Source organism: Pedobacter panaciterrae, from assembly GCF_013204795.1.
Taxonomy (GTDB): Bacteria; Bacteroidota; Bacteroidia; order Sphingobacteriales; family Sphingobacteriaceae; genus Pedobacter; species Pedobacter panaciterrae.
The window spans coordinates 1,180,766-1,198,200 of record NZ_JABMKW010000020.1; the positions used below are offsets into that span (position 1 = coordinate 1,180,766).

A 17,435-nucleotide genomic window follows, 5' to 3' on the forward strand; every position below is an offset into this window, starting at 1 on the left:
GATCAATCTGTACCGCCGCCCAAGCTGCGATACAGATCAGCTATAGCAGATAATTCCTGCCTCTTGACAGAAGCCAAATCAAGCTCACTTTGGAGTGCGTTTCCCTGTGCTGTAATTACCTCCAGGTAGTTTGCCATACCATTTTGAAAAAGCGAATTGGCATTTGCAGTCGCTTGCTTAAGCGTTGCAACACGTTTAGCCGCAATAAGGTGCTGGTGTTTTAATTTTTCGATCCTTACCATCGCATCGGATACCTCACCAATTGCTTTTACTACGGTTTGCCGGAAAAGGATAACTGTTTTCTCCCGCTCCATATCGGCTAATTTATACTGTGTACTTAATTCCTTATGCTGAAGCAATGGCTGTAGGACACTTGCCCCTACAATGCCGAAGAGTGAGCCGGGAATATTGAACCAATCACTTGCTTTCAGTGCATTAACACCGCCACTGGCAGTAATCCGAAGTGCAGGATACATTTGAGCCTTATTGATTCCTACTTTCGCATTCGCGATGACTAAGTCTAACTCACGGCTCCTGACGTCTGGCCTCCGGCGGACCATGGCTGACTGAACACCCACTGAAAGCTCGTCAGAAAACTTGATTTCATCGAGGATGGCGTGACGGTGGATGCTCCCTGGCAGTTGGCCAGCAAGGATATGCAGCGCATTTTCCTGCAATGCAATCTCTTGTTCAAGTTGCGGAATAAGCTCTGCCGCCGTAAGTTGCTGCGCTTGCGCCTGCTGAACAGCCAGGGAGGTAACCTGCCCGGCATTATATTGCACGCTTACTATGCGCAATGTACTGTCATTTAACGCCATGTTACGCTTTGCGACCCGCAGCTGTTCGTCCAGCATGAGCAGGTTGAAATAACCTTTGGACACGCTGGTAACAAGATCAGTCTGCAAGATTTTTCTTGCTTCATCACTTTGCAGATAGGCAGCAAGAGCCGATTTATTAGTATTGCGTATCCTTCCCCAGATATCAGCTTCCCAAGAGAGAGTTGCGCCGGCAGAATAATCCTCGATATGATTGGAGCCTAAAAACTGGCTGGCGGTCATACCGTTGAGGCTGTATTTCGACGGATTAATGGTGTTGGCCGTGGCATTGAAGTCAAGAACAGGCACATTGTTCCACTTTGATTGTCTTACAACTTGGTGCGCTTCTTCTATGTTTTTAAGCGCGATACTCATGTCAAAGTTTTTTTTCAGGGTGCTGTCGATCAGTACCTGTAATACTTTGTCTGGGAAAAAGTTTTTCCATGGCAGAGTACCTATACCCCCAGTGTCTTTTGCCGCCTCCTCATTGAAGGCAATCGGCAATTCCGGTTTGGGGACCTGTACATCTTTAGAGATTTTACAACTAGCAACCGTAAAAAGCAACCCGATAACTAGGATGATCCGATTATTTTTCATTGAATTTTTCATGACTTAAATGCTTTTTAGTTGATTGCTTCAGCTTCGAATACCTGTTCAGGCTTGGGTTCCGAATGAACCTTCTTACTAGTGACTTTTTCATGCAAGGCTTGGAATACTACAAACAGAACCGGTATAATAAATAGTCCCAGGACGACCCCACTTACCATACCTCCGGCCGCACCGATACTGATGGAGTGGTTGCCCATGGCGGATGGACCGGTAGCCCTCATCATAGGGGTAATACCTGCCACAAATGCAATTGATGTCATAATAATCGGACGAATGCGAAGTTTAGCAGCCCCCAGTGCAGATTCCACCAGTGTGTAACCAGCATGTCTGCGCTGCGCTGCAAATTCCACGATTAGAATAGCATTTTTTGACAACAGTCCGATTAACATAATAAGAGCTACCTGGACGTAGATATTATTATCAATGCCCGTTATACCAATTGCGATGAAAACTCCGATAATACCAGTAGGCACGGAAAATACTACTGCCAAAGGAAGAATATAACTGTTATATTGGGCACACAATAAGAAGTACACGAATAGTAATGAGAGGATAAAAATGATCACCGATTGGCCGCCAGAAGAGATTTCTTCTCTCGTCATTCCGGAAAACTCATAGGAATAACCTGAGGACAGCACGTTTGCGGCTACTTCTCGAACTGCTTGAATTGCATTTCCAGTACTATAACCAGGTTTTGGCACGGCATTCACGCCTATTGAATTGAAAAGGTTATAACGGGTAATCGCTTCGGGTCCGTATACCCTCTTCAACCTTACGATTGTATTAACAGGTACCATGTCACCTGTTTTATTCTTTACATAAATTTCATTCATGGAGGCTGGATCTGCACGTTCTTCCTTATCTGCCTGTACCATGACCCGGTAATATTTACCGAATCGATTAAAGTCTGAAACCTGGGCACTACCGAAATAGGACTGCATCGTGCTTAACACATCTTTTTCATCAACCCCGAGTTGCTCGATCTTTTCATGGTCAAGGACCATCTCATATTGGGGATAGTCTGCACGAAATGTGGTGAACGCAACAGCGATTTCTTTGCGTTTCATTAATTCGGTAATAAAGCGGTTCGCAACTCCACCAAATTTATCCAACTTACCGCCTGCCTTATCCTCCAGAACTAAATCAAGTGCATCAACATTGCTGAACCCCGGCACCGTCGGAAAAGAAAACACGAAAATTTGTGCACCTTTAATAGTGGCAAGGCGCTTTTGCAATTCAGCAATATTTGCACCGACATCGTTAATTTCACCACGTTCGCCATCTTTTTTCATTCTGAAAAAGGCAACGCCAGAGGATGGACTTGTTGAATTTGTTAGTACATTAAAACCTGCGACTTCGTTGAAGGCAAATTTTGCTTTCATATCTCTCACTTTATTAGCCGCTTCATCAAGAATTGCCTGTGTTCTGTTCATAGAAGAACCTGGCGGAAGATTCACCGATATAGCGATAAATCCTAAATCTTCCGACGGAATAAAACCTGTAGGTGTTCTGCGAATAAGCCATCCAGTAATTAGAACTATAAGTACGAGTCCTCCAAGACTAACCCACCTAAACTTGATCATTTTTTTTACCGCTCCCACATATTTACCAGTTACATTTTCAAATCCTTTATTGAAAGCAAAGAAGAATCTCTGTTTGAAGCTTGTTGGTTTTTCGTGGTGATCATGATTCACATCTTTCAATAATAAGGCACATAATGCTGGGCTCAGGGTTAGTGCATTCAATGCAGATATGACAATAGCAATTCCAAGAGTAAACGCGAACTGCCGGTAAAATACACCTGCTGAGCCTTTCATAAAGCCAACCGGGAGAAATACAGCCGCCATTACCAAGGTAATTGAAATGATCGCACCTGTGATTTCATGCATGGCGGCCATGGTGGCTTTCTTTGGAGTAATGTTCCGATGCTCTAACTTGGAGTGCACTGCTTCGACAACCACGATGGCATCATCCACGACAATGCCGATGGCTAATACAAGGGCAAATAAGGTCAGAAGATTGATGGAGAATCCAAAGACAGACATAAAGAAGAAGGTACCAATAAGGGCCACAGGGACAGCTATTGCGGGAATTAGTGTTGACCGGAAGTCCTGCAGGAATATATATACTACGATAAAAACGAGGATGAAAGCCTCAATCAGAGTATGCTTGACCTGATCGATGGATTGATCCAGCATATCCTTTGTATTGTAAAGTATTTGCTGTTTAATTCCCGGTGGGAAATCCTTCTCCGTTTTTTTTAGAAATTCAGCAACCTTGGTCTGTATTTCCCTTGAATTGGAGCCAGGCAATTGTATAACCTGGAACAGAATACTTTGTTTGTCGTTTACTGTGTTTAGCGAATTGTAAGTATAGCTACCCAATTCAACCTTAGCGACGTCCTTGAGTTTTAACATACTCCCATCAGGATTTGATCTTATGATCATATTCCCATATTCCTCTGGTTTGGTATACTTTCCTGAATATTTAAGGACGTATTCAAAAGAGCGGTCGCTTGACTCTCCGAATCTTCCAGGAGCGGCTTCCTGGTTTTTGCTTTTGACAGCTGCCATCACCTCGGTTGGGGTGATATTGTAAGTGGCCATTTGTGCTGGCTTAAGCCAAATTCGCATGGAGTAATCCCTGTTGCCGCCGTACAGTGTTACCTGCCCAACTCCTTGTATACGTTTAAGCTCAGGAATAACGTTGATTTGCGCATAGTTAGTAAGATAAGTTGCATCATACAACTTAGGCTTTTCACTCATTAGGTTAATTGCCATAATTAGTGAATTCTGTACTTTTTGAGTAGTGATACCAGCCTGAACCACTTCCAGTGGTAAAAGTCCGGTTGCTGATGACACGCGGTTTTGTACATTTACAGCCGCCTGGTCAGGATCAGTACCTAACTTAAAATAAACTGAAATGGTTAAGGTTCCATCGTTACTCGAAGTGGAACTCATATAGGTCATGTTTTCGACCCCATTAATTGCTTCCTCCAATGGTGGCGCTACAGCGCGTACCATTGTTTCCGCATTTGCGCCGGGATAATTGGCTGATACCTGTACGACAGGTGGGGCTATATCAGGGAATTGTTGTATGGGTAGATCCATAAGGCCTACCGCACCGAGAATTACCAGCATAATGGAAACCACCGTGGCGATAACCGGCTTATCGATAAAAACTTTTAACATGATTTAATAATTAGGGCTTAATTGCTAGCCAGGTTTTCGTTAGATTTTTCAGGTTTAACAGACATGCCATCTTTGAGGGATTCCAGTCCTTTTAATATTAGACGGTCACCTGTCTTTAGACCATCGGAGATATAATAGGTATTTCCAATTGAACCGGAAATGGTTAAAGCTACTTGTCGGACCTTATTGCTTTGATCAACTATATATGCAAAAATTTTGTCCTGCATTTCGAATGTTGTTGCCTGAGGTATTGCAACTACGCCAGCTTGTTTAAGCCCTAGTTTAATCCGGCCTGAATTCCCAGATCGAAGCAAACCTTGTTTGTTGGGAAAGGTTGCCCGCAGAGTGATTGCTCCAGTAGATTTATCGAATGCGGCATCCACCATATCTAATTTGCCGGGTTGTGGATAAGTAATACCACCGGAAAGCACCATGGTTACTGCTGAAGTATTTTTTAACTTTTCTCCGATAGAGGTACCCTTCAAACCATCTTTAAAGGCAACAAAGTCAGCTTCACCAACAGAGAAATAAGCATGTACTTCCGTGTTATCAGATAGATAAGATAATGGTTGCGTATCTGATGGGGCAACCAGGCTGCCGGTTTTCTTACCAAAGCGACCAATATAACCGCTTACCGGAGCTTTGATTGTTGCAAAACCCAGAGTGATTTTCGCATTTCCAGCTTTTGCCAGCGCTTGGATTTCACGAGCGGCCGCCGCATCGTAAGCCGCCTGTGAACTTTGTAGTTGATATGGAGAAACCACTTTATTTTGCACGAGCGCCGTAAGTTTTTTTACTTCAATTTTTGCCGTTGCCACGTCTGCCTTGGCAGCCAATAATTCGCCCTGGGCATTGTTATATTCTTCCTGGTATGGGCGGGTGTCAATCTGGAAAAGCGGTGTTCCTTTTTCGACATAAGCACCTTCTTCTACAAATATTTTTTCCAAGATTCCATTGACTTGCGAGCGAATCTCCACATCGGTCTGCCCTTCAAGTTTTGCCGGGTATTCTGTATAAACCACCGCATCGGTCTGGTTTACTATTGTCACAGGAACTTCAGGTACAGTCGTGTTCTGTGCCTGTTGGTTCCCCAGTGTACAGGAAGAAAATATGATAGCTGGAATTATCATTCCATGTAACAGATTTTTTTTCATAAAGAATTGATTTGATAAATTAGAAATGTGTGATAAAATGAGTGGTGAGCCAAATTTCACCGATATTTTTTGCGGGATCATGGGTATTGCTATCATGTTTAATGGTGGTAATAAGGCGAAATAAGTAAGTAGACAAGAACACCCGTAAAACTGACATACAACCAGATTGGCATCGTCCATTTGGCAATTTTACGATGCCGGTTAATCTGATTGTTTAATCCGAATGCCATTGTAAATAGCGCAAGAGATACGATCAGCGCAGCCAGAAAAACGTGGGTAAGCAAAACAAAAAAATAAATTCCCCTCAGTATCCCGTCGCCGCCATATTTAGTAGAAGGCGTGGAAAAATGATAAAGCAGATACGAAAACAGAAACAAGGATGTAAATGAAAACGCAAGGAATACAAATGTTCGGTGCAGGGGTATCTTTTTATGACGTATCGCAAATAGCGCAATCATCAAAGAAAAAAAGGTCAGGCCATTTAATATAGCGTTGAGCAGTGGAAGCTTTGAAAAATCGTATCCCTTCAATGAAGAAATCTTGGGTAAGAAAAAGGCCAGCGCGATTAGACCATTGATAGCAAGGGTTAGCACCCATATAAGAGATTTATAATTTCTTTGTTGCATTAGTTTAAGAATAGGGTTGTGATGGTTGGTCGTGTTAGCATCAGAGAATGGCAAATCATCCAGAACATGAATGCATCGAAGAAAAGCTGTAAAAAAAATTGATTTGGGCAGGCAAAACATACCATTTGGTATGTTTTTGGGTATGCAAATTGTTTGATCATAATTGGTATCATTTACAACATACTATTTGGTATGTTTTTACTCAAAAAAATTATTCCAAAGTATCTAGGTATCTTCGAAACTCATTCAGAAATGAAGTATAGTAGGTTTTACCCAATAATTTACCCATATTTCTCACGCCATGGTAAAGGGTTATTACATTCAATGCAATCTGCTTGGCATCATGTGCCATGCCCAGCTGACCTGCCTGTTGACCTCTTATGATCTCCGCTTCGATAGCTCGTTTCCATTTGTTTAACGACTTTATCAAAGCCGTCCGAAATGCTTCAGACAAAGGCGCCATCTCCTGAATAAGGTTCACCGCGGGACAACCATGCTCGACCGTCATAAAGGGATGTTCAAAAAGCAATCCATTGATCATTTCGTAAATATTGTCCCTGAAATCAGAGCCAGCTGAAAGAGACTTTTCTATATGTGGCCAAATCTCATCTTGCATCGCTTCACTGATCAGCGCTACGCCCATTTCCTCTTTGTTTCGGAAATGGTAATAAAAAGCGCCCTTGGTAACCTTTGTTGTAGCTAGGATATCGTCGATACTTGTCGACTGATAACCCTGCTTGTAAATTAACTCAAGCCCTCTTCTGAGAATATCTGATCTTGTCACTTCTGCTTTTGACATAAACATACTGATTAGTATGTCGCAAAGATAGATACCTTTTATTGAGATTCTCTGTTTTTTTCTGTCATCAATAAGTAAAAGTAGGGAGCGACAAAATTGCCTCCAATTGTGTTAAAACAAAAGAATCAAAAACAAATAGGCATATGACTCACCTCTGTCTAGGGATAAATGTTTTGACGGTGAAATGACTTAGTGATATATTATAAGTGGGATATGTTTTAATATGTTTGTAAAACATACTAAATGGTATCTTTTTTTTTTAACTCAACGCGAATAAGGTTTTTTTGACGGTAATAGAGAACTATGGAAAAGAATAAATTTGGCTTAGAACATACCATCCAGTATGTCTTATTTAGTGACTTTAAAAATAATGTAATATGAAATATTTTGTATTCCTCATCATGCTTTTAACCGTATTTGGCATCTATAAAATTTTCAGTTCATCAAAAACTGATAACAGGATGGATAATCTGTTTTCCCAAAATCCAGTAATCCCGGATGTCCGAAGTGTTTCGGAATTTGAAACAGGGCATCTCAATGGCTCTACAAATATACCATTGGATAGCATCGAAACTATTTCATTAGCTGGATTCGATCAGCGCAGGCCGGTTATTACCTGTTGTTCTCATGGGGTAAGAAGCATTCTGACGGTACAGGTGTTGAAATCAAGGGGTTTAAAAATGTATACGATGGCGGAGCATTGCAGGATTTGGCCGGCCGTATGGATGCCCAAAATCGCCAAACATCAAAATAGCTGATGCATTAATTGCCTTTCATTTAGTTAATAATTTCAAATAATAACCTAACCATTATATGTATTATACCCTCCTTGTTTTTCATTCAGTTAGTCGATGGTTTGTATTAGGCAGTTTGATATACGCCATAATCACTGCATATCGCGGATTATCCCGGAAGCAAGCTTTCACCCCAAAAGCCAATGCTATCCGGCATTGGACAGCGACTATCGCGCACATACAGTTATTAATCGGAATGGCGATTTATGTGCAAAGTCCTGCCGTGCTTTACCAAACATTTGGTAGTCCTGATAAGGTAGTGAATGAACAGATCTTCTTCAAGTACTTTCATATTTCCACGATGATATTAGCTATCCTCATCATTACCATTGGATCTGCAAAAACCAAACGTTTGAAAGAAGACAGCGCAAAATATCAAACTATGCTGCGCTGGTTCACGGCTGCGCTGGTGATTATATTCATTGCCATTCCATGGCCATTCTCACCGTTGGCGGGGAGACCTTATCTGCGCACATTCTGAACGATAATTATATTTTTTCAAATCTTAAAATTTTCACTATGCACTTCATCGATCAAATTTTCAAAACACAGGTGGGCCGCTTACGACTAATCAGTTATCTTGAAGGTATTTCTTTACTACTACTGGTTGGTGTGGCGATGCCGCTCAAATACTGGGCGGATGAACCGCTCATGGTTAAAACTATGGGACCCGTACACGGCGTCCTTTTTCTTTGGTTCATTTTTACCACCATTAGTGTGGGCGTCGAACAGCACTGGAAGTTCAAACATACCACTTGGAAAGTCCTGATTGCATGCATTATTCCATTCGGTACATTTTATATCGACCGGTACATTCTCAAGTCTGCTGCCGAGACCGAACTGAAACGTCAGCAATCACCTGAATCAGAAACAACAGTATGAAAATAATTACAAGCCACAATGAAATGCTATTTACATACTCTTATAATGGATTCTCCGCTGAATGAAAGCAAAAACAAAGATTTTCGGTATTATAGCCTTTATTAATCTCGTTCTTTTTCTGGTAGCGTATAATATCCGTCCAATCAAAGTTAATTACGATGCAAAAGAAGTTCAGCTTAAATTTACTGTTCCCCCAAATTTCCCGCAACCTGAGAGCCAGTATGATCAGCACTTTGTAACTCCGGCAGGATTTAAACTTGGCAGGATTCTTTTTTATGACCGTGCGTTGTCGATAGACAATTCCATTTCTTGCGCGAGCTGTCATCAGTCATTTTCCGCTTTTTCAGATCAAAATAAACCTGTAAGCCAAGGCTTTAAGCAATGCTCTGGAACAAGAAATACGCCTGCACTTTTCAATCTGGCCTGGCAAAAGGAGTTTATGTGGGATGGCCGCGTCAAACTGTTCCAATTGTCATCGCATAACGCAATTATAAATCCTTGCGAAATCGCAAACAGCATGGCAGGCGCCGTAGAAAAACTGAGGGCGAATGGTCATTACACTGATCTTTTCCGGAATGCGTATGGTTCTGTAGATATCGATTCGGCAAGACTGCTGAATGCACTTACTCAATTCATGTCTATGCTCGTTTCGGCTAATTCACGTTATGATAAGTATAGGAGATACGAACAAGGAGGTGTTTTCACAACTGATGAGAAAAATGGTTATATTCTGTTTAGGCAAAAATGCAGTGCCTGTCATAAAGAGCCCTTATTTACAGATCTGAGTTATCGTAACACTGGGTTGGACCTGGTATCAATTGACCGTGGAAGAGACAGTTCGACACACCTGGCAACCGATGTTGGGAAATTCCGTGTACCCTCCTTAAGAAATATAGAAGTTACTGCACCTTACATGCACGATGGTAGGTTTGCTACACTGGAAGATGTTCTAACACATTATGCAAATGGCGTAAAGCGCAATACTCACTTAGATGAACAGTTACGACATAACGGCACTTTAGGTCTTGCATTATCCAGTAGTGATCAACATAAAATTATCGCTTTTTTAAAAACGCTAACCGATAAGGAGTTTCTAACAGATGTAAGATTTCAAATACCATGATTAATTAAAGTTGCTTAATATATATTTCCGGATAAACAAATAACAATTCTTCGCACAGGAACGCACGAACGGATTAAAGAACCGGTAAGATGGAGATTAGACAGACTGCTGGAGATTATTGATGAAAGCAAACAGCCTTAAATCACCTTTCATTCCATCCATCCTGCATCACGCAATCTGTCCAATACTGCCTCAGTATCGTCGAGACCGTAACGATCCCTGGTCACACTTTTCTCAGTTGGCTGTCTCCAATGCACTCCCCATTTACCCATAATACAGGTAATAGCCATTAACATTAATGTGAATACCATTCAAGCTGCCCTGACTAATCATAGCCACCCTACCCTCATCACCATAAGCAGCTTTAAACTTTATCCCCTTCATCCCTCAAGACCGAATATTGAGTAACAGGATGCGTCGTTTTAATCCTCTGGAATAACCTGCCAGAATCGTCATGATGATAATTAGCCATTCCCCAGGCTAAATATTGCGTTATCATTTCCTGAAACACACCCGTTTGCCGGTAGCAGTGCCATTCCTCAACATAAAACACATAGGTGAACAGTTGATGCCCTTTATAGCCCCTGATAGATAAGTAAGTATTGATATCTCCTGCATCACAGTAATCCACTCGGTCATAAAAAGTCAAAAGATGCTTTATTATCGCATTCCGCAGCGAACGATATTCAGCAACATTAATCACATACTTTTCTTCCGGATTTACACTGGTATTAATTACAAGACTGCCATCCCCAGGCAATTCATTAACAGGTACTGAGGGCTTGAAATAGTACTTTTCATCTAATATCGGTGTTTCCATACGTAAAAATCGAACCACAAAATTACTAATATTTTTAGCAAAAACATAAAATAAACAGAAGAAATATATCCGGCTCTTCCCCAATTTTGGTGGTTAAATCGATTTTTCTATTTCCTTCCTCCGAGATAGATCTTTATTAAGTTCGAAAAGCATCTTTTAATGCCTGATGCGAGTTGACGTTTTATTCCACCACCAAAATTGGGGAAGAACCACTTTTAGCGAAATGTACACTTAGCTCTTCCGCTAATAAAAGAAAATCAATTTTTGGGGCTGTGATAGTTGGAATTTTCTTATTTTATCATCCAATTAACTCCTCATGAAAAATTTAACACTACTGGTCCTGACCTCAACCATTCTTTTCGCTTGTAAAACTCCTCCTGAAAGAATTCTGATTAAACTCAATAAAGGTCAGAAGTATGAACAGCGCATTGTTTTAAAATCTACCATCACTCAAACAGTTTCAGGAAGGAAAATGAGTACTTCCACAACTTCACAAGGTCTAAATCGTTATGAAGTACTGGCAGTAGATGATAGCGTTTATACATTTCAAGTCACATATCAATCCATGAAAGTCCATATTGAGGTGGACGGTGGTCCAACAACTCAATTGAAAACCCCTACAACAGCAGTATTAGAAAAGCTTAAAGGGCAGTCCTATCAGGTGAAGGTAACCAATACTGGTCGGATTGTGGCAGTCATCGGGGCTGATTCACTGTTTTCAAAAGTGACAGCCAGTATCGCTGGTCTTACCGAAGAAATGAGAGCCAAGTTATCACAAAACTTCATTAAAGCTTACGGAGACAGTGCGATTAAAAGTGGTAACCTTCAATATGCGAATATTTACCCTCAAAAGATAGTTAAAGGAGGCGATACATGGAGGATCCAAAGAGCAGGGGGCGGAGATATCTTATCACCGGCAATAGACGCAATTTATAAGATGGATAAAATTACCAGTCACGAATATCTTGTCAGTATGAAATCTAACTTAAGGTTGGGGAGCGATGTAAGTTCCAGCCCCTTATTTGGGCTTAACATGTCCGGCATTATGGATTCAAAGAATAAAATTGATAAGGAAACCGGTCTAATTACAGAATCAAAAATAAAACAAGATATGATCGGTAGCGCAACGATACTAGCGGGAACACCCGCTATGATAGGAGATTCTATCTTGATGCAAATCAAAGGCGAAACTACGTTAATAAACACCCTGATCAAATAAATGAGTCCGCCTGCGTTAACTATCAACAAAGATATGAGATCTCCAAAAACTTCAAGTCCAAGCTGAGTGGCGATTGAATTTACTCAAAATATTCTTAAGGTGGGGATTATTCCGCATGCGGCCACCTCTTTCGCGGAACGTGGGTCTTCGTCACTTTTGGTGAAATATACAATTTACAAGCCCGAGCTGATGCGACCTCAAATCTTACCCCTATACTTTTTTAAAAATTCATTACAATGCATGAGAATTTCATCGGGAGTTCTGTCTAAATTATGGACAGAAAAAATGACTTCCCAGTCTTTGCAGTTGCGCTTTTTCCCATTGTAGACCAATTGCTCGGAGTAATAATTGAATAACAATTATTTGATCATGCTCTTTTGGAGAAGTGCGAATAATTCAGCTCTTTTGTCGACTAAATTGATAGACTTTGAAAAGACTCTTACTGCTGATATGCATAACCACCATATCTACCAGCATTTACGCACAAAAACAACATAGCCATGGGGTGTTCTGGGGACGCCTCATTTTAGCAGACACGATCAACAGCAAATTTAAGTGGGAAATTTACCTGCAGAAAAGAACCCAGTCGGTAGGTACAGGCAATATTTTTGAAGCTCCGCATTTCATAAGCGTATGGCCCTGGCTGAACTATAAACTCACACCCAATACGAAGGTTTCATTATCACCAATTGCCTATTTCGACTCTCATGTATTTTATGATGGTCCTGAAGATGTCAAACCAGAGGGTGTTAAGGAATACCGGGTTTCTGCGCGTTTGGAGAATGAACAAAAGCTTAGGTTTTTCAATTATTCAAACAGGTACAGCTTAGAATACCGGATGCGTGACCTGGCTTATAACGGGGACTATCAGCCCAACTGGCGTGCCAGGTATCAAATCAGACTGGAGAAGCCATTGCTCAGCGTCCTTTCAAAAGACAAACCATTGTCGGTCTTTGTGTCCGAAGAGGTTTTTATCCAGTTTGGAAAAGCGGTTAAGAACAACCCCAATATATTTGATCAGAACAGGATCAGCGTAGGTGCCGGGTATGAAGTGTTCAAGAACGTAAAGCTAAGTGCCAGTTACCTGAATATTATTCAGCAGAGGATCTCAGGCAAAGATATAGACAATGCACACGCCCTATGGGTAGTCCTTGCATTTGAGAACCTGTTTTCCCAGTTCAAGAAAAAGCCTGGCACCAGAAAATAACCTTACCCATTGCCGCCGTTAAACGATGTAAAACGGCGGAGCCCTCATGAGAACCAGAAGTAAATAGAAAACACGAATAAACCTGCCATGAAAAAGTGTAAATCACATTTTTTTTCTTATATTTTTAGTGGTGGAACCTTCAGGTCAGGATTATGTCTCATCCACTGTATATTACAAGCGAAACGAATATTAGTTAGCAGCAGACGTTTCCTGTATGAAAATGACAGCAAACGCTCTTTGCTTCAACCATGAGCTTAAAATAATGGCTATGAAAAAGATGTTTTTTTTATTTATTCTTATATACGCCTTCGGCTTTCACCTGCAGGCACAAACTACATCAAGAGCGGGCTTTGATGTGAATGTTTACAATCCGTCAGCTAAACAATTCTTTGACCGGTATAAGAACATTGATAATATTGTCATTTTCTATGACAAAAGAGATATAGCAACAATAGAAATATTTTTCCGGGGTAAACCACAGCCTACTTTTGGAGAGCGTTACACGCTTACCTTTGATGGTGATCTCTATTTGTTTCGTAAAAAATATGGAAAATTTCCGTTCCCAAATCCTACAACAGCTAAGCTGACAAATTTTCAAGGAATCGGAAAAATAACTGATGTCAATGTTATTTACAACTTGACAACAACAATGCAGCGCGATTCTCTCGTGCATCATTTTAATTTTTACACATTCGAAGGAAATACCGAGCCTCTTCTTGGTCCTGCTGATTATCGTCCTACTTTTAAGGGTGATATTCTAAAATTGACAAAAAAACTCGAACAGGATTTTAAGAACTGGAAGCCCATTGCGATAACAGATTCTATGATCATCATTACGGGCTTAGTTGAGAAAAACGGCACAATTGGAAAATTAAAACTAGTTGAGGGCAAACCTTCTGTTTATTCAAACAAAGTTTTGGAATTTATGAGTCGGGAAGCTACATCGTGGTTGCCAAGAGTAGATGGCGGTGGAAAAAGGCCTTGGAACGTCAGAATATCCGTACGGGTTAATAAAGATAATTCTATGAAGGTTTCTATATTGTGATGATTTGCGTTCATGTTGTACAATCCGGGAGGTGAAAAATTTAATAGTCGGACTAAAAGAAAAATCCTGCAAATCAAGGATTTGCAGGATTTATAAAGCTTTGATGATGTTTTTAGCAGAGACGGGCGGATTTGAACTTAATTCGTATCTGCGCTCCTGGTGACACTTTCAGTGTCTTTTTAAGTGAGTCGCGAATGATGCAAGCTTTTAAATTTCTTACCAATCAGTTTTTCAGCCGGAAGACCGGCAATCCTCTAGAACATTTAGAAGTGATTCTCCCTATTATTAGAGGTGTTTACAGAACTAAGCGATGATTCAACAAAACACATAAAAACAAGTCTAGCCATAAGAAAATGACACCTATATACCTAACCAAGAACTACTTACCGGATAAAATCGATTCCAGCTTTTTATGCAATTCCTCACCTCTCAGATCCTTGGCCACTACTTTTCCATCAGGACCAATCAGAAAACTAGCTGGAACAGATTTTACTCCATAAACTGCAGCTGCTGCATTTGCCCAGCCTTTTAAATCTGAAACATGATTCCAGGTTAAATCATCAGCTTTAATAGCACTCAGCCAGGCATCCTTTTTAGTATCCAGGGAAATGCCAAGAATTTCGAACCCTTTATCATGGTACTTGCGATAAGCGCTTACCACATTAGGATTCTCTTTACGACATGGGCCGCACCAACTTGCCCAGAAATCGATTAACACATATTTCCCCTTGAAATCAGTCAGATTTATCATTTTCCCATCACTATCAGCCATTGAAAACAAAGGTGCAGGCTGACCTACTGCTGTTTTAGCATTAAGAATCAGCGCGTTATTGATTTGCTTTACAAATGAAGATCGTTTCACTTTTTCGCTAAGTAATGGCATCAGTGCCCTTGCATTATCAAAATAAGGATAGTTAATGTACCTCTCCAGAATAACAATCGCAGCTCCAACAGAACCTGAGTTGCGTTTTACATAAGCGTTAATGATGCTGTCGTTCATCGCGTTAAGCGCTTTAAATTCATTATCAAAAGCTGTTCTGGTGGCAGAATCCAGCTGAACCTTTCCACCCTGATTGGCTTTATCTAATCTCTTGTAAATCTCCCCTGCCTTAGCTGTAACCGGTTTCCAGTCTACTTTGTAAAAGCTCATATAAGTAGTGTTTTCGGGACCTCCGTTTATCTTCGCCAAGTACAATGAGTCTTTCTTTCCACTGAAGGTAATTTCTGCATTCTCAAGTAAAAACTGCGCTCCTTTTCCTTCATCTTTAATGTAAATTTTGCAGAAAATCGGTTCAGCAACCTTGCCTTTAAACTCGAATTTATGATCTATAACGGTTGATGAATCTATCGTGGAAACATCGTTATTGGAATGCTGCAAATAGACTTTACCGGAAGGATAGTCTGTCAAAGTCCCCTTAATAAGATACCCTGGTTTCTTCTGAGCAAAGGAGAAACTGATGGTCAGACATAAGATAGTAGAAAACAATACTTTTAATGTGATATATTTCATGATTACTTTTTTTAAAATCGTTTATAATAAAATGAATTTTTAGTTTACCACCCGGTATTATTGGGTAGTAAGGCAGGATTTTTCTCCACTTCGGCCTGGTAAATCGGAAACAGATATAGCCGATCTGTAAAATTCCGTTGTACAACCGTTGTTTCGGTATAATGACGAGGTTCTGATCCGGTTTGGATAATACTAATCCCTTTTAATACTGAACCCAGATATTGAGGTCCCATTTTCCAGCGGCGGATGTCCCAAAGACGCGTGCCTTCAAATGCAAGTTCAATATTCCTTTCATGCATAATTTTTTCCATCGTCAACCCGCCAGCAGGAATTTCCGGCATATTTACGCTGGGTCTTCGGCGCACCTGATTGATATAGCGCCTTGCTTCCTCCGTTTTACCCAGCTTAAACGCTGCCTCTGCAAAATTCAATAGAATCTCTGCATATCGAAACAGGATGTAATTCTGCCCTCCGCCATAGCTTTTGGAGGTATTCAGAGGATCAAATGTAGGCTCCTCCATTTTTCGAAGGGCATATCCTGTCGCCAATGTGGCAAAAGTCGGATTGTATTCGGATCCCAGTTTCAGATCCAGTTTCTTGCCCAGCCAGGTAGATCCATCGTAAAGTATACTGGCATAAAATCTTGGGTCCCGGTTATCGTATGGCTTATCCGGATCAAAGCCCGATCCCGCTTCACTGATTAACTTACCATTTTTCATCTCATACTCATTCACTATATTTTGAGTAGGCTGATTTAATCCGCTTGGCCCCGGAGGAACAAGCCCCCATGGCAAGTTATAATGATGAACATGATAAGCCTGGAAATCTGCTTTATACTGATGATCAAAAATCACTTCCAAATTATTGTCATTGGCCTCATGAAAAAGTGTTTCATAATTGGCGAACAATCCGTACCCCGCCTTTCCAGCAATATCAACTACTTCTTTACTGGCATCATACGCAGCCTGCCAGTTGTTATCGTAACTTGCGGCATAAAGCAATACACGGCTTTTTAGCGCCAGAGCTGCTCCTATAGTGACCCTCCCCACATTTGCACCGGTATACTTATAAGCAAGAAACTGCCCTTTATTAATATCATCTGTTTCACTCACAATGAATTTGACAACATCCTGATAAGAAGTACGCGGCACATTCAGGTTCTCGTTGAGGTCTTGCGCCTTTGTAATCAGCGGCACAGCACCAAAATAATTGATCAGGTATGCATAGTTCAAAGCCCTCAAAAACCTGGCTTCATCTCTTGTTCTGCTTTTATAAGCAACACTTGCCGGCAAGCGATCTATATTACCGATTAAAATATTGCAGCGTCTGATGGTAATATAGGCACTGTTATAGGCATTCTGAATGCCGAACGGCACACTTGAAGCAATAAATGTATTCTGATAGATACTTAGGTTACTGCTCGAATACAACTGGTCAGTAAAAGCATCACGCATTGTACCGGCAAATTCTGTAGGAATACCTGCATAGAGGTTATTCAAAAACAGACCCGTCAGGGTAGAGTCCTTAAATACATCTTCGTCGCTGTACCTGTCAAGTGGCTGGCTGTTTAAAAAATCCTTTTTACACCCAAAAGCAAAGATGATTAAGGAAAGGCATATAATTATTGAATATCTTTTCATT

General features: G+C 40.9%; 16 protein-coding genes. 7 read left to right on the top strand and 9 right to left on the bottom strand.

The genetic code is table 11. The features are described from left to right. Positions 1-2 precede the first annotated feature (2 nt). From HQN86_RS23940 to HQN86_RS23960, 5 genes are all read right to left on the bottom strand, one after another. Positions 3-1,424 carry a TolC family protein gene (locus HQN86_RS23940; protein WP_246269728.1) on the bottom strand — a complete coding sequence of 474 codons (1,422 nt, stop codon included), beginning with the start codon at positions 1,422-1,424 and terminating at the stop codon, positions 3-5. Positions 1,425-1,438: 14 nt separating this feature from the next. Beyond that, on the bottom strand, positions 1,439-4,615 hold the full coding sequence (locus HQN86_RS23945) for an efflux RND transporter permease subunit (protein WP_172663374.1): 3,177 nt from the start codon (positions 4,613-4,615) through the stop codon (positions 1,439-1,441). A gap of 17 nt (positions 4,616-4,632) precedes the next feature. After that, entirely contained in the window at positions 4,633-5,865 is a 1,233-nt protein-coding gene (locus tag HQN86_RS23950) for an efflux RND transporter periplasmic adaptor subunit (protein WP_246269729.1), read from the bottom strand. A 2-nt stretch (positions 5,866-5,867) separates the two neighbouring features. Then, the gene (locus HQN86_RS23955; protein WP_172663375.1) at positions 5,868-6,395 is read right to left on the bottom strand and encodes a DUF420 domain-containing protein; all 528 of its coding nucleotides are present in this window, start codon (positions 6,393-6,395) and stop codon (positions 5,868-5,870) included. Positions 6,396-6,606: 211 nt separating this feature from the next. Next, positions 6,607-7,194, bottom strand: coding sequence for a TetR/AcrR family transcriptional regulator (locus tag HQN86_RS23960; RefSeq protein WP_172663376.1), 588 nt, complete (start codon positions 7,192-7,194; stop codon positions 6,607-6,609). Positions 7,195-7,571: 377 nt separating this feature from the next. On the opposite strand from HQN86_RS23960, the gene HQN86_RS23965 reads away from it, so the two are divergent. The 4 genes from HQN86_RS23965 to HQN86_RS23980 all read left to right on the top strand — a co-directional run bounded on the left by HQN86_RS23965 (position 7,572) and on the right by HQN86_RS23980 (position 9,993). Further along, positions 7,572-7,952 carry a rhodanese-like domain-containing protein gene (locus HQN86_RS23965; protein ID WP_172663377.1) on the top strand — a complete coding sequence of 127 codons (381 nt, stop codon included), beginning with the start codon at positions 7,572-7,574 and terminating at the stop codon, positions 7,950-7,952. A gap of 55 nt (positions 7,953-8,007) precedes the next feature. After that, positions 8,008-8,469 (top strand): hypothetical protein, encoded by a 462-nt coding sequence (locus HQN86_RS23970; RefSeq protein ID WP_172663378.1) that lies wholly within the window; start codon positions 8,008-8,010, stop codon positions 8,467-8,469. Between the two features lie 38 nt (positions 8,470-8,507). After that, positions 8,508-8,870: a DUF3817 domain-containing protein gene (locus HQN86_RS23975; RefSeq protein WP_216854498.1), complete on the top strand. Its 363-nt coding sequence runs from the start codon at positions 8,508-8,510 to the stop codon at positions 8,868-8,870. Positions 8,871-8,931: 61 nt separating this feature from the next. Then, a complete protein-coding gene (locus tag HQN86_RS23980) occupies positions 8,932-9,993 on the top strand; it encodes a cytochrome-c peroxidase (RefSeq protein WP_172663379.1) in 1,062 nt (353 codons plus the stop codon). Positions 9,994-10,142: 149 nt separating this feature from the next. On the opposite strand, the gene HQN86_RS23985 is transcribed toward HQN86_RS23980, so the two are convergent. Next, positions 10,143-10,304 (bottom strand): hypothetical protein, encoded by a 162-nt coding sequence (locus HQN86_RS23985; RefSeq protein ID WP_172663380.1) that lies wholly within the window; start codon positions 10,302-10,304, stop codon positions 10,143-10,145. Positions 10,305-10,357: 53 nt separating this feature from the next. Then, positions 10,358-10,813, bottom strand: coding sequence for a hypothetical protein (locus tag HQN86_RS23990; RefSeq protein WP_172663381.1), 456 nt, complete (start codon positions 10,811-10,813; stop codon positions 10,358-10,360). 316 nt (positions 10,814-11,129) lie between these two features. On the opposite strand from HQN86_RS23990, the gene HQN86_RS23995 reads away from it, so the two are divergent. The 3 genes from HQN86_RS23995 (at position 11,130) to HQN86_RS24005 (ending at position 14,284) form a co-directional block, all read left to right on the top strand. Further along, positions 11,130-12,032, top strand: a complete 903-nt coding sequence (locus tag HQN86_RS23995; protein ID WP_172663382.1) for a DUF6263 family protein — start codon at positions 11,130-11,132, stop codon at positions 12,030-12,032. A 427-nt stretch (positions 12,033-12,459) separates the two neighbouring features. Beyond that, entirely contained in the window at positions 12,460-13,239 is a 780-nt protein-coding gene (locus HQN86_RS24000; RefSeq protein ID WP_172663383.1) for a DUF2490 domain-containing protein, read from the top strand. A 214-nt stretch (positions 13,240-13,453) separates the two neighbouring features. Beyond that, positions 13,454-14,284, top strand: coding sequence for a hypothetical protein (locus HQN86_RS24005; protein ID WP_172663384.1), 831 nt, complete (start codon positions 13,454-13,456; stop codon positions 14,282-14,284). 379 nt (positions 14,285-14,663) lie between these two features. Here HQN86_RS24005 and HQN86_RS24010 read toward each other — a convergent pair whose 3' ends face one another. Continuing rightward, a complete protein-coding gene (locus HQN86_RS24010) occupies positions 14,664-15,794 on the bottom strand; it encodes a TlpA disulfide reductase family protein (RefSeq protein WP_172663385.1) in 1,131 nt (376 codons plus the stop codon). Positions 15,795-15,838: 44 nt separating this feature from the next. After that, complete coding sequence (locus HQN86_RS24015) at positions 15,839-17,434, bottom strand: RagB/SusD family nutrient uptake outer membrane protein (protein WP_172663386.1); 1,596 nt, start codon at positions 17,432-17,434, stop codon at positions 15,839-15,841. Between the last annotated feature and the right edge of the window lies 1 nt (position 17,435).